The organism is Chryseobacterium subflavum, assembly GCF_055762745.1.
This window is the reverse complement of record NZ_JBVTMR010000002.1, coordinates 361,453-383,475: the sequence shown is the minus strand read 5'-3', so window position 1 is coordinate 383,475 and position 22,023 is coordinate 361,453. Positions and strand designations below refer to the sequence as shown.

Genomic DNA, 22,023 nt, shown 5'->3' with positions numbered 1-22,023 from the left:
TCCTATGAGAAAACTCCTGGTCCTCCTGTTCATATTCCAATTACTTTTGCTGCAATCGCAGGTAAGAAAAGGGCTCGTGATTCCAAAAAATCCAAGGATAGGACTTTCACTTGCCGGCGGAGGAGCTAAAGGATTTTCTCATGTTGGAGTATTAAAGGTACTCGACTCCCTGGGAGTAAAAGTTGACTATGTTGCAGGAACCAGTATGGGAGCTATTGTTGGAGGACTATATGCTTCAGGATATTCCGGAAAAGAAATAGAAAAAATCGTTATGGATACCGATTTCTATTCTCTGATCATGGATCCTAAATCCAGAAAGGAAAGCACATTCTTTAATAAATCTGTTGACAAATATCTTCTTTCCATTCCCATTAAGCATGGTAAGATCAATCTCCCCTCTTCTATCAGTACTGGACAGAAAAATGTTTACCTGTTAAAGGAACTGTTTAAAAATGTTTCGAACATTGACGATTTCTCCAAATTACCAATTCCTTTTATGTGTGTTGCTACGAATCTGGAAAGTGGGAATATGCAGATTTTTGAAAAAGGTGATCTCGTAGAATCTATCATGGCAAGTTCCGCATTTCCTTCTTTAATGGATCCGGTAAAAGTTGGCGACAGTATTTACATAGACGGTGCTATGACTGTTAACTATCCATCAAAGCCATTAAAGGACAAAGGAATCGATATCGTTATTGGTGTGGACCTTAACCAGGACTTATCAAAAAGAGAAGATTTAAACAATATTATAGCCATTCTTAACCAGGTTATTGATATGAACATCCACAAGGATACAAAACGTCAGTACAAGTATACTGATATTAATATCAAACCGGACCTTAAAGGAATGTCCGCGACCAGCTACGATGAAAAGAAAAAAATCCTGGATAGCGGATATGTTGAAGGACTCAAATATGTTGACATACTGAATCAATTACCCAAGCGTTCTTTTGACCGCCTCAGACAGCGCGTAAATCCAATTTATTCCAACGTATATAAGATTGATAGCATTTCCTTAATTGGAAGCAAAATTTACGGTAAAAACTATGCTCTGGGGAAAATGGGATTACACCTTCCATCTATGGAAACTTACGGTAGCATTAACAAAAAAATAGACCGACTGGTAGCAACTAATAATTACAAGTTCATCAATTATGACATTGTATCGGAAAATAATGCCAATTATCTTAAATTGTATGTAACCGAAGACGATGCCAGACATTTTTTTAAATTCGGACTACACTATGATGATGTTTTCAAAACAGGATTGCTTCTAAACTATTCTGCAAAAAGACTCTTATTCAGAAATTCAAATCTGTCGCTTGACGTTATTGTGGGTGACCAGCCGAGGTATTATCTCAATTATTTCATTGATAACGGATACATTCCGGGATTCGGGATCTACTCTTCGGGAATGAGCATTGATCTTAAAGACATCAATAATAATGTTGTTGACAGCTGGAAATGGTTAAGAAATGAAGCCTATATCCAATCCGTATGGAAAGATAAGTTTGCAATCGGCGGCGGGATCAGCCACGATTATTTCAGTGCTGATATGAACGGATCAAATGAAAGAGTAAGCCGTTTCCTTAATCCCTATGTATTTATAAAAAGCGATACTCAAAACGATAAGGATTTTCCTACAAAAGGAATTTATATAGCTGCTGAAGGAAAAGTGGTCGATCTGATGAAATCTGAACTTGAAAAAAGAATTGTTCAGGTAAAAGCTGATATCAGAATAAATATTCCTTTGGCAAAACAATTTACTTATCGTCTGAATTTATATGGAGGAATAACAATCGGTGAAAATCTCCCGGAATTCTATAAATATAAACTGGGAGGAATTTTTGAACAGAATGTAGTTAATTTCAGAAGTTTTGCAGGATTTTATTTTGCACAGCTAAGTACTAACAACGTTGTTTTAGTATCTAATGATCTTCAGTTTAAATTGAACAAAAATTATTTCATAAGTGGAAACTTCTCTTTTGCGAACCTTTCCAACGATATAACTTTTGAAAACGCAGCTAAACTTAACTACAGTTCCCTGGGAATAACAGCAGGATATAAATCTCCGTTCGGACAAATTAAAATTAATTTCAGTCACTCTCTAAAAAATAATCAAAAAGGCATATTCAGTGTAATACTAGGACACTGGTTTTAAAAAAATGATACAATTCTTTTACGAAAACTTACCGGAATCTGTGAACACAGACTATACAAAATGGCTGGAAGATATCATTCTTTCAGAAGGAAAAAAATTAGGTGAAATCAATTACATCTTTTGTGATGATGAATATTTACTTAAAATTAATCAGGATTATTTACAACATGATTACTATACAGACATCATCACTTTTGATTATGTTAAAGGCAAAACAATAAGCGCAGAGATTTTCGTATCTTTGCAGCGCATTTCAGATAATGCTTCTACCCTATCAAAAAATTATGAAGAAGAATTAAGAAGGGTTCTAGGACATGGCATCCTTCATCTTTGCGGATATAAGGACAAGACCGAAGAAGAAGAAAAAGAAATGCGAAGTAAAGAAGATTTCTATCTAGCTAAATACATTGGATAATGTAGTTTGGCATTTGTAATCTTTACACCATGTTTTTTTAATTTATTTTTTTGAATGAAGCGAAATAAACATGGCGAAAAACAATGAATATAGGCTTATTAAAGCAGTATTTAAAAAAAATGTTTCACGTGAAACATTTAGTAAAAAGATTAAAATTTAAGCCTTAAAACAGGTATAAAAAATGATTTCAGAAATATATGACGTAATAGTAGTAGGTGCAGGCCATGCAGGTTGCGAAGCTGCAGCCGCAGCTGCAAACCTAGGATCAAAAACCCTGCTCGTTACAATGAACATGCAGACCATTGGTCAAATGAGCTGTAACCCTGCTATGGGAGGAATAGCTAAAGGGCAGATCGTACGTGAAATTGATGCTATGGGAGGATATTCAGGAATTGTAGCTGATAAATCAGCCATACAATTTAAAATGCTGAACCTTTCAAAAGGTCCTGCGATGTGGTCACCCAGAACCCAGAACGATAGAATGCTTTTCGCTGAAGAATGGCGTTTAGCATTAGAAAATACACCCAATCTTGATTTCTTTCAGGATATGGTAAAGCAGCTTATTATTGAAAATAACCAGGTAGTTGGTGTGGTAACTTCTTTAGGAATTTCAATTAAAGCTAAATCTGTAGTCCTCACAAACGGTACTTTCCTTAATGGTTTGATCCACGTTGGCGATAAACAATTGGGAGGTGGAAGAATGGGAGAACCCAGAGCTTTTGGCATTACAGAACAATTGGTATCTTTAGGTTTTGAAGCCGGAAGAATGAAAACCGGTACTCCACCGAGAGTAGATGGAAGAAGCCTTGATTATTCCAAAATGGAAGAGCAAAAAGGAGATGAAAAACCACAAAAGTTCAGTTACTTAGATACTCCGAAGTTAACCAAACAATTAAGTTGTCATATCGTATACACCAACGAAACCGTACACGATATTCTACGCGAAGGTTTTGACAGAAGCCCTATGTTTAATGGTACCATTCAGAGTTTAGGTCCAAGATATTGCCCTAGTATTGAAGATAAAATCAACCGATTTGCTGAACGTACAAGACACCAGTTATTTGTAGAGCCCGAAGGCTGGAGAACAGTAGAAATATATGTAAACGGCTTTAGTTCGTCCTTACCGGAAGATGTACAAATCAAAGCTATGAAACATATTCCAGGATTCGAAAACGTAAAGGTTTTCCGTCCGGGCTATGCCATTGAATACGACTACTTCCCCCCTACCCAGTTAAAGCATACCTTAGAAACAAAACTAATTGATAATTTATATTTTGCCGGACAAATTAATGGTACTACAGGATATGAAGAAGCGGCCGGTCAAGGTTTAATGGCAGGTATCAACGCCCATAATAAAGTACACGGTAAAGAAGAATTTATTCTTAACAGGGATGAAGCATATATAGGAGTTTTAATTGATGATCTTATTACCAAAGGTACAGAGGAACCTTACAGAATGTTTACTTCACGTGCCGAATACAGACTCCTTTTAAGACAGGATAATGCGGATATCAGATTAACTGAAAAAGCGTATCAACTTGGACTTGCAAAAGAAGAAAGATTAAGAAAAGTTGAGCAAAAAATAGCTAAAAGTGAGGAACTTGAAACATTCTTGCGAGAAACTTCTTTAAAACCCGGAATCATCAATCCTATTCTAGAAAGTGAAGAAAGTAATCCTGTAGATCAAGCCTACAGAGCTTCTCAGTTTCTTACCAGACCTAATATTACATTAGAAAAGCTTGAAAATATTGATATTATTAAAGATGTAGCCTCTCAGTTTGACGATGAAGTAAGGGAACAAGCTGAAATTAATATCAAATACAAAGGATATATTGAAAAGGAGAAAGAAAATGTTGCAAAACTGAACCGTTTGGAAAACATTAAAATTCCAGAAGATTTTGATTATCTAAAACTCTCAAGTTTATCATCTGAAGCTAAACAAAAAATGAATAATGTAAGACCAAAAACAATTGCGCAAGCAGGAAGAATCAGTGGTGTATCCCCAGCTGATATCAACGTTTTACTGGTCTATTTAGGACGATAATTACATTATGTTTCACGTGAAACATAATTAAATTTAAAACAAAATTAAGGTATTTATGAGCTTTATATAAACTCTGAATATCTTAATTTTTACCATAAAAGAATATTTTAATGAAAATTAAAGATCACTTTCTGACTCAGGAAATATTTGAAATTAAAGAAACAGAAACTAAAGGAGTTTTCAAAACCTCCCCTATTCCATCCAACATTTCAAAATACTACGAAAGCGAGGATTACATTTCCCATCATCAGGATTCAGGAAGCCTAAAAGAAAAAGTATATAAATTCCTTCAGTCTTTCAATCTTCAATATAAGAAAACAATTCTCATAGATCGTATTAATAAGAATTCAAAAGTTCTGGATTATGGTTGTGGCGCCGGAGAATTTGTAAAATTTATAGAAAATGATTTTCAGACGTTTGGATATGAACCTAATCCAGATGCAAGAAAAGCTGCACAGAGCAAAGTAACAAAAGCTAAAATAATAGATAACGTTACTTCCTTAGAAGATAATAGTCTTGATGCAATTACATTATGGCATGTTTTTGAACATATTGAAAATCAGTCAGAGATCCTGGAAATCTTTCATAATAAATTAAAAGAAAAAGGACTTCTGATCATTGCCGTACCCAACCCTACTTCGTATGATGCAAAACACTACAAAGAATATTGGGCTGCTTATGACGTTCCAAGACATATCTTTCATTTTTCAAAAAAAGGCATGGAAAATTTAATATCAAAAAATCCAGATTGGAAATTAAGAAAAATCAAACCGCTTGTCCTGGATTCATATTACATCTCAATGCTCAGCGAAAAATATAAAAAATCACCACTTTTTTGGCTGAAAGCTATCATCTACGGAACGATTTCTAACGTAAATGCCCTTTTTTCGAACGAATTTTCAAGTTTGATATATATTATCGAAAAAAGATAGAAAATCGATTTTTGATATATTTCTGAAGGTCAATTTTTGACAAATTTGGCTCCAAAATAAAAAAGTGAAGAAATTAATAATTAAAAATTCAAGATAATTTGTAAAATTACCTTGAATAAAAGGTCTGATATTTTATCAGACCTTTTTTATTTATTTATGTTTACTATTCAAAATATAAAATGTAATAAGAATCGACAAAACTTAAATCAATAAATAATTTTTATCTCCAATTCTCATTTAACATTATTTCAAACTCTGCAATAGATCATTAAATCAAAATGAAAAATACATTTCCAAATTTCTCTCCTACCCCTATCGATTTAAAAATTACCCTTGGATTATTAAAAATCACCAACTTAATAAATCTATAGACAAATACCATCTCTCACTTTTAAACTTAGTATTTTAATTAATAAAATCAACCATATTAGAAATAATAAAAAACATATTAATAACACCACCAATTCACTAGAGATATTTAAAAAATTACCAAAAACAAACATTTAACACCATTTTTTTCATTTTAAAAAGGAAAAATTATGAATAAAATTAAAATTTCAGGTTAAAACTTGAAAAAAAATATAAATATTTTAAATTATATAAAATAAATTATTTAGTTAAATAATTTATTTAAAGAAAAAAAATAAACAAAATAACTTAATTAGTAATAAAAACACACTAAATATTAAAATATTTAAAACAAATGGTAAAATATAAAAATAAAATAAACAGAAATAAAAATAATTAAGTAAAAAATATTAATAATTGCATTTTGTTTATCAATTCTTATGTTTTACATAAAATAAATCATTGATATGTGAAAATAATTTATACATTCACAGAACCATTTTAAATATTAATCAATGAAAAATTTTAAACTCGTAATGATAGCAATAGGAATGCTATCCATTACAGCATGCGAAAAAAGAGACGAAGATTTAAACACGCAATCTTCAGAAAAACAGCAACTTCACTCATTGGGAGCAAAGCTGATTGATCAAACTACTTACAACAATTTCGCTAAAGTAAACATCAATGAGCTAACCTTAAGACTAAAGGGTAAGACCGAAAAAGCAGCAAAAAATGCACTTGCTTCAAGTTATTTAATTCCCGGTCTTCCCGCAATTGGAGACCAGGGAGCAGAAGGTTCTTGTGTTGCCTGGGCAACAGCTTATACCACAGCTAGTGGTCTGGAATCTAATTTCAAAGGAGTTACTGCCAAAAGAAGCCCCGAGTACGTTTATAATCAAATCAAGCTCGGATCTTGTGATGCAGGTGCTTATGTAAGTGATGGATTAAATCTGATTAAAAATCAGGGTGTTTGCAGTTGGGCGGAAATGCCTTATACAGATACAGGATGTTCTACTCAGCCAAATTCCTCACAGAAAAATGCCGCAAGCACTCACAAATTTACCACCTGGGCAACGGTTGATAAAACAGATATCAGTAATGTAAAAACACTTCTAAGCATGAATTTACCCATAGTTATCGCAGTAACAGTAGATTACAGCTTTGATCATTTAAGTTCATCTAACGGATGGATCTGGAAGTCACATTCAGGTAGCAGCAGAGGTGGCCACGCCATTGCGGTAATAGGATATGATGATGCCAAACAGGCATTTAAAGTACAAAACCAATGGGGAACAAATTGGGGCAACAATGGATATTTCTGGATCGATTATTCATTCTTTGCCAAAACAACTAATGGTGCGATTAACGAATGTTACGTAGCATATGTTCAATAAATAATGATTTCAAAAAAAATAACCTTCTCACATTGAGAGGGTTATTTTCTTTATATATAATAACAGTTTTTACTTATTGATCGCAGCAATACCGGGAAGTTCCAGTCCTTCAAGACTTTCAAGCATCGCTCCCCCACCGGTAGATACATAGCTCACTTTATTTCCGTAACCAAATTGCTTAACAAAAGCAACACTGTCACCTCCACCTACTAAGGAAAAAGCTCCCAGCTTTGTTGCCTCAGCTATACTGTCTCCAAGTGCAATAGTCCCGGCAGCAAAATTAGACATTTCAAATACTCCGATAGGACCATTCCATAAAATAGTTCTTGAATTTAATAGAACGTCATTAAACTGATCTCTTGATTTTGAACCTGCATCCAATCCCATCCATCCTTCAGGAATAGCATATATATCTACTTCCTTCCTATCAGCATCATTATTAAAACTTTCTGCAATGATCGTATCAGATGGCAGATAAACTTTCACATGATGCTCTTTTGCTTTAGCCAAAATTTCCAGTGCTAAAGGTAACTTGTCTTCTTCCACCAAGGAATTACCTATTTTACCTCCAAGAGCTTTAATAAATGTAAATGCCATTCCACCACCAATAATTAAATTATCAATGGCAGGTAGAATATTTTCTATAATGGTAATTTTAGTTGAAACCTTAGATCCTCCAAGTATCGCAGTTACAGGCCTTTCACCATTCTTTAAAACTTTATCAATAGCTGTAAGCTCATTAGCCATTAGTAAACCGAAAAATTTAGTTGAATCAAAAAACTTAGCGATTACAGCTGTAGAAGCATGTGCACGGTGTGCAGTACCAAATGCATCATTCACATAGGCATCTCCTAATTTAGAAAGCTGCTCAGCAAAGCCTTCATCTCCTTTCTCTTCTTCATTATGAAATCTAAGATTTTCCAATAATAAAATTTCACCAGGTTTAAGCTCGGAAGCAGCCTGCTCAGCTTTTGGTCCTACAGATTCTTCTATGAATTTTACCTCTTTTCCTAAAATATTGGATACTTCCTCAAGAATATGCTTCAATGAAAACTCGTCTTTCACCTCTCCTTTAGGTCTTCCCAGGTGAGTCATTAAAATCACAGATCCTCCATCATTAAGAATTTTATCAATAGTTGGTTTAACCGCAGCAATTCTTGTATTATCCGTAACTTTAAGCTGATCATCTTGCGGAACATTAAAATCCACCCTTACTAAAGCCTTTTTGTCTTTAAAATTGAAATCATTCACTGTTTTCATAAATATCTTAGAATTTTCGTTTCACAAATGTAAGATTTTAAACTTTTGAAAAAGATCGAATAAAAAAAAGTTTTCAAAAAACTTCCCACAAGCCCAACACTCACTAACCAACAATTTTTTTTTTTTGATAAAAGAAGAATGAGTATTGTTGTTGAGTGTTGTGAGTTTCGGGGATAACTTTACCCTAAAAAGTTGATAACACTAAATTTTTATGTAATTCATATTTAATTCACAATATAATTTCTTGTAAATCTGATTATTTAAAGGGTTACTAACAAAAATCGTTTAGTTGTTAACAATTTTAATTATTAATTACTCATTTATGGAAAAGCTAATGAATTCTTCCAAAAAAGATTTTTGAAATTTTCCGTTGGCTTTCCAAAGATTTTTCTCATTAGTAAATTTTAGTATTGGAAAAATATTTAGTTTATAAAAGTTTTCCACAGTTATTCACAATGCTTTTCACAATTAACCAATGATCAACTAACAATTGATATTTAATACTTAAATTTGTAAGGAAATAAATCTATATAAAGTTTAATATAACTACTATGAAAAGAAAAATTGCGATCGCAGCCGATCATGCAGGCTTTGAATATAAGGAGATTGTTAAAAACTATTTTTCAGAACGATTTGATATTCAGGATTTTGGAACGTTTTCCACAGACAGTGTGGATTATCCTGACTTTGTACACCCTGCAGCAACTTCCGTAGAAAATGGGGAAAACGAATTAGGAATTCTGATCTGTGGAAGTGGAAATGGTGTACAGATCACTGCTAACAAGCATCAGAAGATCCGTTGTGCTCTTTGTTGGATGCCGGAGATTGCAACGTTGGCAAGACAACATAATGATGCGAATATGATTTCAATGCCTGCAAGATTTATCTCAAAAGAACTGGCGATAGAAATTGTAGAAAAATTTCTCTCTACTAATTTTGAAGGTGGCAGACACCAAACAAGAGTAGATAAGATAGCAGTTTGCTAAAAAATATAAAGGCTTGTAAATCAAATTACAAGCCTTATTTATTTTAAAATACTTATCTTTGCACCGAACAAATAGAAACACATTCTTTATTCTCCCCAAAACCTTTACAGATAAATTAAATTTATTTATACCAGGTTTTTCACTTCTCTTCTCCATTTTTGTATTAAATTTATACGAACTAAAACTTCCGTTGTTAAAAATTTGGAGGGAAATAATGCTGTTGATGTTATTTAAACAATAATTAAAAAATGAAAAAAAGAAAATATATAAGTCAAAAAAATGACCATAAATTAATGGAGATCGGTAGATTAATCCTTAGGTTTATGAATGAAAATTCGTCCAAGATCTATAATTATAAGCAGATCGCAGACGGAATAGATTACAAGAATCCGAGACAAAGGGAACTTGTAATCCAGGCTTTGCACAAGCTGCAGGCTTCTGAAAAAATAAAAGAGACTGATAAAGGAAAATACATTATCAATTTAAAAATAGCCGGAACACTTACCGGTGTGATTGATTTTAACCAATCCGGCAACGCCTACGTAAATGTGGAAGGAATGACAGATGATATCTTTATCCATTCAAAAAATGTGAAGGATGCTTTACAGGGGGATAAAGTACTGATTGTTACTTACACTTACAAAGGGAAAAAATTAGAAGGTTCTGTTCTTGAAGTCCTGGAAAGAACACGTACAGAATTTGTGGGGACCTTACAGGTGGTAAGCCATAAGGATTTCGGATTTGTAGTTTGTGATAAAAAGACGATCAATACAGATATATTTATACCGAAAGGAAAATTTGGCGGTGCTGAAGATGGTGACAAGGTTGTTGTGAAAATGACCGAATGGAAACCAGGAGATAAAAATCCGGAAGGGGAAATTATTAAGGTTTTAGGTTCTCCGGGAGAACATGAAACTGAGATCCACTCTATTCTTGCAGAATACGGCTTACCTTATGAATTTCCTGAAGAAGTAGAACAGGATGCGGATAAAATTAACAGACAGATTACAGATGACGAAGTTGCAAAACGTCGTGATATGCGTGGGATCTGTACTTTTACCATAGACCCTAAAGATGCAAAGGATTTTGATGATGCGTTATCCATCCAGAAACTAAAGAATGGGAACTGGGAAATCGGTGTCCATATTGCGGATGTTTCCCATTATGTAGTTCCCGGAACTATTTTAGATGACGAAGCTTATCAGAGAGCAACCTCTGTTTATCTGGTGGATCGTGTGGTTCCGATGCTTCCTGAAGTTTTAAGTAATGATGTATGTTCACTTCGTCCGAATGAGGATAAATATACATTCTCTGCGGTTTTCGAATTGAATGATAATGCTGAGATTCAGAAACAATGGTTTGGAAGAACAGTTATTCATTCCGACAGAAGATTTACCTATGAAGAAGCTCAGGAACGTATTGAAACACAGCAGGGAGATCTGGCTGAAGAGATTCTTGTCCTGGATAAACTGGCAAAAATTATGCGTGAAGGACGTATTAAAAACGGCGCAATTACTTTTGACAGAAGTGAAGTACGATTTAATCTTAATGAAAACAATGAACCCATCGGCGTTTATTTTAAGATAAGCAAGGATTCAAATCACCTGATTGAAGAATTCATGCTTTTGGCCAATAAAAAAGTTTCTGAATTTGTTTCTTTAACGAATAAAGGAGGAATGACCAATAATACCTTTATATATAGGGTTCACGATGATCCGGACCCGGCAAAACTGGAAGCATTAAGAGATTTTGTTTCCACATTCGGATACCAGATGAATCTTGCCAATACGAAGAAAGTAGCTGAATCCCTGAATAAGCTATTATACGATGTAAAAGGGAAAGGAGAAGAAAATATGATCGAAACGCTAGCTATGCGAAGTATGAGTAAGGCAGTCTACTCTACTGAACCTATTGGACATTACGGTTTAGGATTTGAGTACTATTCTCACTTTACCTCTCCGATCCGTCGTTATCCCGATTTACTTGCACATCGATTACTCCAGCATTATCTGGATGGTGGAAAATCTCCGGACAGAGCTGAATTGGAAGAAAAAGCAAAACACTGCAGTGCCATGGAAAGACTGGCAGCAGATGCTGAAAGAGATTCTATTAAGTTTATGCAGGTGAAATTCATGGAGAAACATCTTGGAGAAAACTTCAAGGGAGTGATTTCCGGAGTTGCGGAATTCGGATTCTGGGTAGAAATTCCTGAAAATGGAGCTGAAGGACTTATTAAACTAAGGGATCTTGTAGATGATTCCTATGTGTATGATAAGACAACCCATGCTGTTTATGGTTCACGAACAGGTAAAAAATATCAGTTGGGAGATGAAGTTCACATCAAAGTAGTGAAAGCTAATCTGATTCAGAAACAACTGGATTTCAAGATTGTTGATTAATTAAATCATAAAGTCTAAATTTGTACAAAATGAGATGGATTTTTTTCCGTTTTAAAGCCATATTAAATGTTTGAACTTGTACTTTCTGCTGTCATATTAGGATTCATGTTAAGCCTGGTTTTCATAGGACCTATTTTTTTCCTTTTAATTGAAACCAGCTTCTCAAGAGGTCCCAGACATGCTTTAGCGCTTGATCTTGGTGTAATTACGGCAGATTTGCTTTGCATTGTGGCCGCCTATTATGCGAGTGCGGATCTTGTGAACCTGATTGATAAGCACCCTGGATTTTACAGGATTACATCCATTCTTATTTTTGTATATGGGGTTGTTATGTTGGTTACCAAAACCAAGATGCATATGCCCGGTGAAGAAAGAATCATTGGTCAAAATTATTTTAAGACTTTTATTAATGGTTTTTTCTTCAATCTTTTAAATGTAGGTGTTATTCTTTTCTGGTTGGTTACTGTTATTTCGGTAAGAAACCAGTACCCTGACATCAGTAATTTTATTCTTTATATAGGGATTGTAATAGGCACCTATTTATGCATTGATCTTGCTAAAATTTTCCTTGCCAAACAATTCCATGACAGGCTTACTCAAAAGCTGGCCAATAAGATCAGAAGAATTGTAGGTGGAATTCTTATTATTTTCAGTTTTTTCATCTTTTTACAGAGCTTTAAAAAATTTAATCAGTTTGATAAACGTCTGGAAGAAGCAGAGAAAAAAGAAGTCAAATATCAAAAATCAAAATGAAAAAAAATATCTTTCCAAAGTCCCTTAAAAAAGGAGATAAGATAGCTATTATTTCTCCGGCAGGAGCAGTTGATGAATCCCAGCTCGAAAAAGGAATTTCCGTGATTAAAGCGAAAGGTTTTGAACCTGTTTTAGGAAAACATTTGTATACCAGATTTTCTAAGGGATACAACTATGCCGGAACAGAAAAGGAAAGATTGAAAGATATAAACTGGGCCTTCAATGACTCCGAAATTTCTGCGATCTGGGCCTCCAGGGGCGGATACGGGTGTCAGCATCTTATCCAGCGCATAAAACTTACACAGTTTTTAAAAGATCCAAAATGGTATATCGGATATTCAGACAATACAGTAATCCAAAGTTATTTACTGAAAAAAGGATTTGTATCTATTCATGGCCAGACAATTAAAACTTCCAGTTTCGGAGTTACAGAAGAAAGCTATGATTTAGTTTTTGATATTCTGAAAGGAAAAGCTCCAAAATATGGTTTACAGACCAATCAATTGAATAGAGAAGGCAATATTGAAGGCGAATTGATTGGGGGAAATTTAGCTCTGATCTATGCACTTTTAGGAACACCCTACTCTTTTGATTTTAAAGGTAAAATATTATTTATTGAAGATATCGGAGAAAATTACTATGCCCTGGATCGAATGATCATGAGTTTGGAATTAGCCGGAGTTTTAAAAAAAATCAAAGGACTTATTGTTGGTGGAATGACCAATATGGGTGATGAAAAAGAGAATAAAAATTATGAGGAAAGTTTCGATGAATTTGCCTATAAACTAATCTCTGAAAGAATTTCAAAATATAAATTTCCCGTTATTTTTGGTTTTCCAAACGGACATATCAAAGACAACAGACCATTGATTATCGGTGGAAATGTGAAAATGAAAGTTGGAAGTAAAGTTAAGATAGAATTTTAATCAGGCATTAATTTTCACTTTTTTAATCTTTTAAATGTAAAAAAGACAGATGGCATCTCACAATGATTTTGGAAAAATAGCAGAAGATTTTGCCGTAGAACATTTGCAGAGAAACGGATATAAAATTCTTGCCAGAAACTACCGGTTTCAAAGAGCCGAGATTGATATTATTTCGGAAATAAAAAATCTGATTGTAGTTATTGAAGTAAAAGCACGTTCTACAGATGCTTTTATGCTGCCTCAGGAAGCTGTTACGAAAACAAAGATCAGATCTATTGTTAATGCTGCTGATCATTATCTCGAAGAGTTTAATCATGTGAAGGAAGTACGCTTCGATATTATTTCAGTTTTGCCGGATGAAAAAGGAAAATTGGTTCTTGAACATATTGAAGATGCATTCCAGGCATTTGACGCCAATTAAAATTTAATTCAAAATGTACCGTGATTCACTGATCGGGTTACTAAGAAATTGCTACAATAAGATATGAAAACAATATTAATAACCGGAGCAACTTCCGGGATTGGAAAGTCAACAGCAGAGCTTTTTGCTAAACAAGGAAACAGGGTTATTATCTGTGGAAGAAGAAGCGAAGTATTGGAGTCTGTACAAAGCGAATTATCAGCTTTTACAGAAGTACTCAGCTTAAAATTTGACGTTAGGAACCTTGAAGAAGTAGAAAATGCAATCAATTCTCTTCCTGAGGAATGGAAAAATATTGATGTTTTGGTTAATAATGCCGGAAATGCGCATGGTTTAGATCCTCTTTCGGCTGGAAAAACGGACGACTGGGATTCTATGATCGATGGAAATGTAAAAGGACTTTTATATGTTTCTAAAACGATTATTCCAGGAATGAAAGAAAGAAATTCCGGACATATCGTTAATATCAGCTCAGTAGCTGCCAAACAGACCTACGTCAATGGTGTTGTATACTGTGCGACCAAAAAGGCAGTTGATGTCGTTTCCGAAGGAATGCGTTTGGAGCTCACTGAATTCGGAATAAGAGTAACTAATATTCAGCCGGGAGCTGTAGAAACAGATTTCTCTTTGATACGATTCAAAGGGGATCATGAAAGAGCTTCTACCGTATATGCTGGTTATGAGCCTTTAAAGGCTGAAGATATAGCAGATGCTATTGCCTATTGTGTAAATGCTCCAAAACATGTGAATGTGTCAGATATGACAATCTATCCGAGTGCACAAAGTGAACCGAGAACAATCTACAGAAAATAGATTTAAAAGGATTAAATTTGCAGATATTATTTAAGTGTATTTAAACCTGCCGATAAGCTTACAAAAATGAAAATATTATATCTAGAAACCTCTTCTAAAAACTGCTCAGTTGCCATTTCAGATAATGATAAACTCCTGTGTGTATGTGAAGAAGTTTCTGAAAACTATAAACAATCCGAAAGCTTGCATACCTTTGTAGAGTGGGCATTGGAAGGGGCAGGAATTTCCATTAAAGAGATTGAAGCCATATCCTTGGGAAAAGGCCCCGGCTCTTATACTGGATTAAGGATTGGTGCAGCTTCTGCAAAAGGATTTTGTTATGGTTTAAAAATTCCTCTGATTGCGGTGAATTCTCTCGAAAGCATGAAAGAGCCCTTTTTAGGACAAAACTATGATGTAATCATACCCTTAGTTGACGCAAGGAGAATGGAGGTTTATACGGCAGCTTATGACGGTATTACGGGAAAAGAGATTTCTTCTACGGAAGCTAAAATTCTTGATGAACAATCTTTTAATGAATGGTCGGATAAAAAAATACTTTTTGTAGGAGACGGCGCTAGAAAGGCAAAAGAAATACTGCAGTTACCCAACGCAGAATATAATGAAGAGGTATACCCTTCCGCACAACACCTGATAAAGAAGACGCTTGAAAAAACAGAAAGTAAAGACTACGAAGATATTGCCTACTTTGAACCTTTTTATGTAAAAGATTTTCATGGAGTAAAGAAAAAGAAAAGCGAAGATTAAATCTTCGCTTTTTTATTTATTTTGGCCTTGGAGGCTGTGAATTCGGATTCTGCATTTGAAGATCCTGCTTATTCTGATCAGGATTCCCAAACCTTTTTGATTTTTTCTTTACAGGTGGCTGGCCGTTAAAGTCCTGTATTTTTTGAGGATCGTTATTATCCGGGCCGGTAGGAACATTATTCTGTGAAGCAGGTTGTACTGGTACATTATTCTGGTTCTGAGGTATCGTATTTCCTTTGTTGTCCGTTGCCTGGAACGCAAGATCACTCTTCAGATAGTTCAGCATTTCCTTAGCTTTAATACCTTCAGGTGTTTTGGCATAATTTAATGCAATCTGTTCCAATTGTAGAATCATTACTTCTTTACCACTGGACTTTCCGGTATTGAAAGCATTCAGTAAATACAATTTTGGGACTAATGCATCTTTCGGATACTTCTCAATAGTCTGGTCAATGACATTCTTACTATCACTGAATTTTTCTGCTTCATATAATGCGTATGCTCTTTTGTATTCATTTTCAACATCTTCAGAGGATTTTACAAATGAATTATTTTTAGGATTTCTTGCAAATTCCGCATACGAAGTATAAGGATAATCTGTCAACAGGATCTGTTTTGCCTTCTCTGATGCCTGTGGGTTTTTCTCATAATTCATTGCAAAAATTTCATACAACGCCTGCAATAGTACTTTTTCTTCCGGCTTTACATCAACCAGATCATACAGTGTTTTAGTCGCTAAAGGCGTGTTGGTAAAATAGTTCTGGTACATGATCCCTAATCCTAAAGAAGCCGTATCTCTATCCTTTTTCAGTTGTCCTAGTTTACCCGCATCCGTTGGAATCTGTTCAATATAGAAAGCAGGTTCAAAACGTCTCGGATCGGGAGCTGATGTTACTCCCAGCGCTTCATTCTTCATATCATCAATAGAAGACATTTTTTTAGAATAACGCCAGTTATCACTTAATGCCCTGTCACCCCAAACCTGTTTAAATGAGGAAGTACCCTTGCTTACAGTTCCCGTATTGCTAAAATAAAATCCTTTAGGAGCTGTTCCGAAATCTTCAAAAGAAGTTGAACTATTGGCAAAAATAGAGTTGGAATTATAATCTCCCGTGTCAAAACCTTTATTTCTTTCAGCACGTCTTCTTTCCAATTCTTCTTTTTCTTCCTTGGCTTTTAATTTGGCAATATGCTTGGCAAAAAATTCAGTTTTTTGAGCATCAGTCATTTTTGCTAATGAAAGAATACTGTCATTTTTTTTGATCAGGTAATAGTTTCTTGAGATCTTTTTAATATTCTCGGACTGATCTTTTAAAAGGACTTTAGATGGTTCATAGGTCATAACAGCAAGCGCAGAGTCATAATATGCTCCGGCACCGATGTAATCATTTTTGTCCAGGTAATTTTTTCCTATCTCGTAATAAGCAAGACCGCGAACCTGCGGATCAGATACCTTTTCCGTCAAAGATTTTCTGAAAAACTGTTGTCCCTCTTCTTTTTTACCCGCCTTGTTGGCCATAAGTCCTAAAGCATAATAAAATTCATTCTTTCTGGACATGTAAGTTCCCTTGTTACTGATCTTCTCCAGATAATTCTTAGCACCATTATAATCCCCTTTTCCATTGAAGGTTTTTGCGATTTCAATCTGCGATTTAACTTCAAATTCAAAATCATTCGCATATTTATAAGCAGCTAAAAAACTTTCTCTGGCCTTTTCATTCTGGCCCAGTCCTTCCAGGATCTGTCCTCTTAAATATGAAATTCGGCTTTTTAATTTACTGTTATTGTTAAGTTCAAATGCTCTGTCAAGTTCTTTTACTGCCTCTTCTTTTTTACCTGCATCCAAAAGAGTTTCTGAATTATAAATGCTCAATAATTTATCATCATTTTTACTGATCCCCTCTCCTTTCAGCTTAGTGAAAATCTCCTGAGCTTTATGATAATCTTTCATCTGGGCATAAGCCTGTCCCTGATAAACCTTAGCTAATGGTAATCTTTTGTCTTCTTTCATATGAGTGAAAACATAATTTAAGGCATCAAGGGCTTCTAAAGGTTTGTCCTGATAGATCCGGGATTGAACAAGGATCATATAGGCATCAAAAATCTGTTTATTCTTTTCTTCCCCGTTTCTCACTACCGAATACTTATTGATAGCTTTTAAAGCCTTTGATTCTGCAATTTGAAGCGCGGTAGCTCCTTTTACCTCAGGCTGATTGGAATCATTTCCCGTTAGACCTGCAACAGCGGAATTAACTTTGTCTTTTACCATACCGGGAATATCCTGGAGACCAGGCTTACCCGGAGGCCCGCTTGCTCCCCTTCCGGAAGAATTAGAAGGCTTATTTACTTCGGCCATTTTCATAGAATTTTCTGCAAAGGCCGTTGATTGTCCAAGATCACTTCCCAAGGGCTGATTTTCATAGGTAAGTATAGGAATATAAGGAGCATAAAAGTTATCTTTATGCCCCTTATCTCTGGTCGTAAATTCACTGTTCAATGCATCTTTTGCATTAAATAAAGTGTTATAATATGTGGAAAAACCTTTTAAGAACTTTGATCGTTGCTCCGGTTTTTTTACCTTGGTGGCACAGGATACAACAAAACATGCTGCTAAAAGGAATAAAATATTCTTTTTCATTATTTCAATATAACTAGCTAATCTACTTTTTATTATCAAAAGTTTGATGATTTTGTAAAAATAATAAAATTTTATATTGGAAAAATTTATATTTCTTTCAATATTTTGTAAACCAGATGTGTTGGAAGCCCCATTATTGTATAAAAACTACCGGATAATTTTTTGATCTTTGCCATTCCCAGCCATTCCTGGATACCATAACTTCCTGCTTTATCAAAAGGTTTGTAATGGGTAATATAATAATCAATTTCCTCATTGGAAATTTCATCGAGTTCCACATCTGCAACATCCGTTTCTGTAAAAACCTGATCAACCGTCTGTATGGTAATTCCTGTATATACCTGATGCGTTTTTCCGGAAAGCAATCGCAGCATATGCTGAGCATCGGCTTCATCTTTCGGTTTTCCAAGAATTTGATTATTTAAGGCAACAACGGTATCTGCAGTGAGTAAAACTTCACCCGCCTCAAGTGGACGGAATGAGTTTGCCTTTAATTGAGAAAGATAGGCAGCCGCATTTTCAATAGCCATATCATCAGGAATGATTTCTTCACAATCTATTGTTACTACTTCAAAATCAAATCCAAGGCTGGAAAGCAATTCCTTTCTTCTGGGTGATTGTGATGCTAAATGTAATTTCATATCAAGTATTTATACAGATTGTGTGTTGTCATCATGCCAGTTTCCCTGCACCTTCATTACCTGCTCGATTACGTCACGTACAGCTCCACTTCCACCCTGCTTTGTGGAAATATAATCAGCGATGCCTTTGATTTCGGGAACAGCATTTTCTGGACAGGCTGCGATGGCTGAACTTTCCATAATATGCAGGTCAGGAAGATCATCACCCATTGTCAGGATCTCTTCATTTTTAAGATTGTATTTCTTTTTAAAATCTTCAAAATCAGCCATTTTATCATGTGATTTGGCATAATAATCTTCTATACCCAGATAATTGATGCGATGTTTTACCATCTCATCATTTCCTCCGGTAATCACCCCTATTAAATAATTATTTTTTAAAGCTTTTACTACTGCATAGCCGTCCAGAACATTCATCACTCTGCTCATATTTCCACCCGGCATCAGATACACACTTCCATCGGTAAAAACACCGTCCACGTCAAATACGAATGCTTTAATATCTTTTAATTTCTCTTTATAACCCATACATTTTTTTAATAGAATGATTCATTACTTTATATATTTCAAGGCTTTCATCCTTTAGCAATTGCTCATGAAGTTCCAATACCCTTACATCATTTCTTACAGCCGGACCCGTTTGCGCAAGCCTGGGTTCAATTTCATGAATTTTTTGAACGGTTTCATCAATTAACGGAAGAAAATAGTCGAACGGAATCTCCTGGGAATCCGATATTTCTTTGGCTTTAGAAAAAAGGTGATTCACAAAATTACAGGCGAAAACCGCTGTAAGATGGATATATTTTCTTTTGTCATGACTACTTTCCATTACATGATCAGATATTTTGGATGCCAGTTCAAAAAGAATCTCTTTATCTTTTTCGGTTTCTGTCTCTATGAAAAAAGGGATTTTCTTGTAGGTGAGATCTTTGGATTTAGAAAATGTCTGTAAAGGATAAAAACTTGCTTTCCTGTACTCCCCTGCTAAAAGCTCCTTAGGAAGCGAGCCTGAAGTATGAGCAACAAGTGAATCTTTTTTAGTGATCATTGCTGAAACATTCTGTACAGAGTTATCACTTACACAGATAATATATAAATCGGCATCTTCCAGCTTTTCCGTAGAATAAGGAATATGTAACTCCGCAGCTATTTTTTCCAAATCCTTTTCATTTCGTCCAAAAATCTGAGCTAACGGAATGTTATTCAGAACAAAGGCTTTTGCCAGATGGTATGCGACATTTCCGGAACCTATAATTACAATTTGCATATAACAAAGATAATATTTTATGAGTTTTGGACTGAAAATTGAACAAAGTATTTAACTTTTAGATATTTTTGTAATCCAAAACAGTGAAAGCATCTATGAAGATTAAGGACGCGGAAATTATTACGCTGATGCAAAATCCCCGAACTCAGGATAAAGGAGTTCGTGCCTTGATGGATGCTTATCAAAGTAGATTATATTGGCATATACGAAGAATTATTGTAGACGGAGATCTTGCTCAGGATACGTTGCAGGATACTTTTATAAAAGCCTATCAGAATTTTCACCAGTTCAAAAATGATAGCCAGCTGTATACTTGGTTGTACAGGATAGCTACCAACGAAGCATTACAGCAAGTTAATAAAATGAAAAAAATGCAAAAAACTGATGAAGATGCTGAGTATCATATGCAAAATCTTGTAGCGGATAATGCTGAAAAAGATGCCGATGAAATACAGGTTTTATTACAGAATGCTATACAGAGTCTGCCTGAAAAACAGAAACTCGTATTTATGATGCGGTATTATGATGATTTGCCTTACGAAGAGATATCAAAAATTGTTGATATGTCCGTAGGAACCTTAAAAACAAATTATCACTATGCCAAACAAAAGATAGAAGAATATATTAAAGAAAATTACGAGAATAATTTTTGATTAACATAATAAGATGAAAGAGTTCGATATAGAGAAATTAGAACGTAAAAACATTTACAAAGCTCCTGATGATATGTTTAATATGATCCAGGAAAGAGTGATGAATGACGTGAAGGCAAATAAAAAAGCACCCATATTTAAATTAAATTGGATGTATGCGGTTGCCGCGTCATTAGCTTTGATCTTTGGAAGTATTTTTGTTTTCAATTCCGATCAAAATACAATAAAAGATTCTGGTATTTCTGAAGTAAGTTATGCAAAGAATGACCAGGCCCCAAAGAGTGAAAGCGAGCTTGCCTACGAAACTTTGAAATCTGATTTAATTTCTGTGGAAAGCACGGATCAAATAGTTCAAAACAAGAAAAGTGCAGAGATAGACGATTCTCAGGATACTGAAGCAGAAACAGTTTCAAAACCCCAGAACGGAGTCGCTGTTTCAAAGCAGACTGAAACTAAAATGAACGAATATCTGGATTCATTTTCTAATTCTGAGATTGCAGAACTAGCCAAGAATTCAACAGAAGACGTTTATTTAGATTTATATAATTAAAAGAAGAGATGAAAAAGATATTATTTACCCTTTTTATTATTTACGGCTTTTGTTTAAATGCTCAAAGGACGGATTATGACTGGAAAAAGATGGACCCTAAACAAAGAAAGGAGATCATCAATAACCTTTCTCCGGAAGAGAGAAAAGATCTTTTGAAAAAATTCAGAGATAATATGATGCTGGACAATCTGAATGTAGATGAGAAAGATAAAGCAGAATTTACGGCTATTTATAATGAATACATAGATAATCAGAAACAGATAAAAAGCCAGTTTAATCCTGATTTTGATCCTGATAAAATGTCTGATGAAGAAGCCAAAGTCAAGCTACAGCAAAGCTTTGAGCTGGGACAAAAATTACTGGATAATAGAAAAAAATATGCTGAGAAAATGCAGCGGGTAGTTCCCTGTCAGAAAGTACTGAAATTGTTTCAATCGGAGTGGAGGATGAGAGATAAGATGAATGACAGAAAGCCTCACGATCATAACAATTCGGGAACTCCGAAACAAAACCCATAATAGTTTATTTTTTTAATGTTGGACGACTCTTACGAATCTTTTTGTAAGAGTCGTTTGATTTTATGTTTGAAATGATATTTTGTGGCAAGCATTGTTAGAACAATTATCGTTACGGGAGACTGCATTTTTTCAAAATAAGATTTAAAATAATATA

At 34.6% G+C, this 22,023-nt stretch carries 20 protein-coding genes; 15 read left to right on the top strand and 5 right to left on the bottom strand.

The window, feature by feature from the left end:
- The first annotated feature begins 4 nt into the window (after positions 1-4).
- The 5 genes from AC0INN_RS11020 to AC0INN_RS11000 all read left to right on the top strand — a co-directional run bounded on the left by AC0INN_RS11020 (position 5) and on the right by AC0INN_RS11000 (position 7,297).
- Positions 5-2,161: a patatin-like phospholipase family protein gene (locus AC0INN_RS11020; RefSeq protein ID WP_273650256.1), complete on the top strand. Its 2,157-nt coding sequence runs from the start codon at positions 5-7 to the stop codon at positions 2,159-2,161.
- Between the two features lie 4 nt (positions 2,162-2,165).
- On the top strand, positions 2,166-2,576 hold the full coding sequence (ybeY, locus tag AC0INN_RS11015; RefSeq protein WP_273650255.1) for an rRNA maturation RNase YbeY: 411 nt from the start codon (positions 2,166-2,168) through the stop codon (positions 2,574-2,576).
- 181 nt (positions 2,577-2,757) lie between these two features.
- Positions 2,758-4,620: a tRNA uridine-5-carboxymethylaminomethyl(34) synthesis enzyme MnmG gene (gene mnmG, locus AC0INN_RS11010; protein ID WP_273650254.1), complete on the top strand. Its 1,863-nt coding sequence runs from the start codon at positions 2,758-2,760 to the stop codon at positions 4,618-4,620.
- A gap of 110 nt (positions 4,621-4,730) precedes the next feature.
- The gene (locus AC0INN_RS11005) at positions 4,731-5,552 is read left to right on the top strand and encodes a class I SAM-dependent methyltransferase (RefSeq protein ID WP_273650253.1); all 822 of its coding nucleotides are present in this window, start codon (positions 4,731-4,733) and stop codon (positions 5,550-5,552) included.
- Between the two features lie 863 nt (positions 5,553-6,415).
- The gene (locus AC0INN_RS11000; protein ID WP_172281696.1) at positions 6,416-7,297 is read left to right on the top strand and encodes a C1 family peptidase; all 882 of its coding nucleotides are present in this window, start codon (positions 6,416-6,418) and stop codon (positions 7,295-7,297) included.
- A gap of 69 nt (positions 7,298-7,366) precedes the next feature.
- Here the strand turns inward: AC0INN_RS11000 and AC0INN_RS10995 are convergent, their stop codons facing one another.
- Positions 7,367-8,557, bottom strand: coding sequence for a phosphoglycerate kinase (locus tag AC0INN_RS10995; protein ID WP_306613206.1), 1,191 nt, complete (start codon positions 8,555-8,557; stop codon positions 7,367-7,369).
- 551 nt (positions 8,558-9,108) lie between these two features.
- Between AC0INN_RS10995 and rpiB the strand changes: the two genes are divergently transcribed.
- From rpiB to tsaB, 7 genes are all read left to right on the top strand, one after another.
- Positions 9,109-9,543, top strand: a complete 435-nt coding sequence (gene rpiB / locus AC0INN_RS10990) for a ribose 5-phosphate isomerase B (RefSeq protein WP_273650251.1) — start codon at positions 9,109-9,111, stop codon at positions 9,541-9,543.
- Positions 9,544-9,791: 248 nt separating this feature from the next.
- On the top strand, positions 9,792-11,942 hold the full coding sequence (rnr, locus tag AC0INN_RS10985) for a ribonuclease R (RefSeq protein WP_273650250.1): 2,151 nt from the start codon (positions 9,792-9,794) through the stop codon (positions 11,940-11,942).
- Positions 11,943-12,008: 66 nt separating this feature from the next.
- Positions 12,009-12,695, top strand: coding sequence for a LysE family translocator (locus tag AC0INN_RS10980; RefSeq protein WP_172281688.1), 687 nt, complete (start codon positions 12,009-12,011; stop codon positions 12,693-12,695).
- The gene (locus AC0INN_RS10975) at positions 12,692-13,621 is read left to right on the top strand and encodes a S66 peptidase family protein (protein ID WP_273650249.1); all 930 of its coding nucleotides are present in this window, start codon (positions 12,692-12,694) and stop codon (positions 13,619-13,621) included. The genes AC0INN_RS10980 and AC0INN_RS10975 overlap by 4 nt, the downstream gene beginning before the upstream one ends.
- A 49-nt stretch (positions 13,622-13,670) precedes the next feature.
- On the top strand, positions 13,671-14,042 hold the full coding sequence (locus AC0INN_RS10970; protein ID WP_273650248.1) for a YraN family protein: 372 nt from the start codon (positions 13,671-13,673) through the stop codon (positions 14,040-14,042).
- Positions 14,043-14,105: 63 nt separating this feature from the next.
- On the top strand, positions 14,106-14,855 hold the full coding sequence (locus AC0INN_RS10965) for an SDR family NAD(P)-dependent oxidoreductase (RefSeq protein ID WP_273650247.1): 750 nt from the start codon (positions 14,106-14,108) through the stop codon (positions 14,853-14,855).
- 66 nt (positions 14,856-14,921) lie between these two features.
- The gene (gene tsaB / locus AC0INN_RS10960; RefSeq protein WP_273650246.1) at positions 14,922-15,602 is read left to right on the top strand and encodes a tRNA (adenosine(37)-N6)-threonylcarbamoyltransferase complex dimerization subunit type 1 TsaB; all 681 of its coding nucleotides are present in this window, start codon (positions 14,922-14,924) and stop codon (positions 15,600-15,602) included.
- 16 nt (positions 15,603-15,618) lie between these two features.
- On the opposite strand, the gene porW is transcribed toward tsaB, so the two are convergent.
- From porW to AC0INN_RS10940, 4 genes are all read right to left on the bottom strand, one after another.
- Positions 15,619-18,240 (bottom strand): type IX secretion system periplasmic lipoprotein PorW/SprE, encoded by a 2,622-nt coding sequence (gene porW, locus AC0INN_RS10955; protein WP_306613201.1) that lies wholly within the window; start codon positions 18,238-18,240, stop codon positions 15,619-15,621.
- Positions 18,241-18,326: 86 nt separating this feature from the next.
- Entirely contained in the window at positions 18,327-18,881 is a 555-nt protein-coding gene (locus AC0INN_RS10950) for a Maf family protein (RefSeq protein ID WP_273650244.1), read from the bottom strand.
- Positions 18,882-18,890: 9 nt separating this feature from the next.
- Positions 18,891-19,409, bottom strand: a complete 519-nt coding sequence (locus AC0INN_RS10945; RefSeq protein WP_172281674.1) for a KdsC family phosphatase — start codon at positions 19,407-19,409, stop codon at positions 18,891-18,893.
- Positions 19,399-20,148 (bottom strand): Rossmann-like and DUF2520 domain-containing protein, encoded by a 750-nt coding sequence (locus tag AC0INN_RS10940; protein ID WP_172281672.1) that lies wholly within the window; start codon positions 20,146-20,148, stop codon positions 19,399-19,401. Before AC0INN_RS10940 ends, AC0INN_RS10945 begins: the two co-directional genes overlap by 11 nt.
- 95 nt (positions 20,149-20,243) lie before the next feature.
- Here AC0INN_RS10940 and AC0INN_RS10935 point away from each other — a divergent pair, with 95 nt between their 5' ends.
- Genes AC0INN_RS10935 through AC0INN_RS10925 form a run of 3 tightly spaced genes read left to right on the top strand, consistent with a single transcriptional unit; the run spans position 20,244 to position 21,869 of the window.
- Positions 20,244-20,801, top strand: a complete 558-nt coding sequence (locus AC0INN_RS10935; protein WP_172281670.1) for an RNA polymerase sigma factor — start codon at positions 20,244-20,246, stop codon at positions 20,799-20,801.
- A 13-nt stretch (positions 20,802-20,814) separates the two neighbouring features.
- Positions 20,815-21,351, top strand: coding sequence for a hypothetical protein (locus AC0INN_RS10930; RefSeq protein ID WP_172281668.1), 537 nt, complete (start codon positions 20,815-20,817; stop codon positions 21,349-21,351).
- Between the two features lie 8 nt (positions 21,352-21,359).
- A complete protein-coding gene (locus AC0INN_RS10925; protein WP_273650243.1) occupies positions 21,360-21,869 on the top strand; it encodes a hypothetical protein in 510 nt (169 codons plus the stop codon).
- Positions 21,870-22,023: the final 154 nt, after the last annotated feature.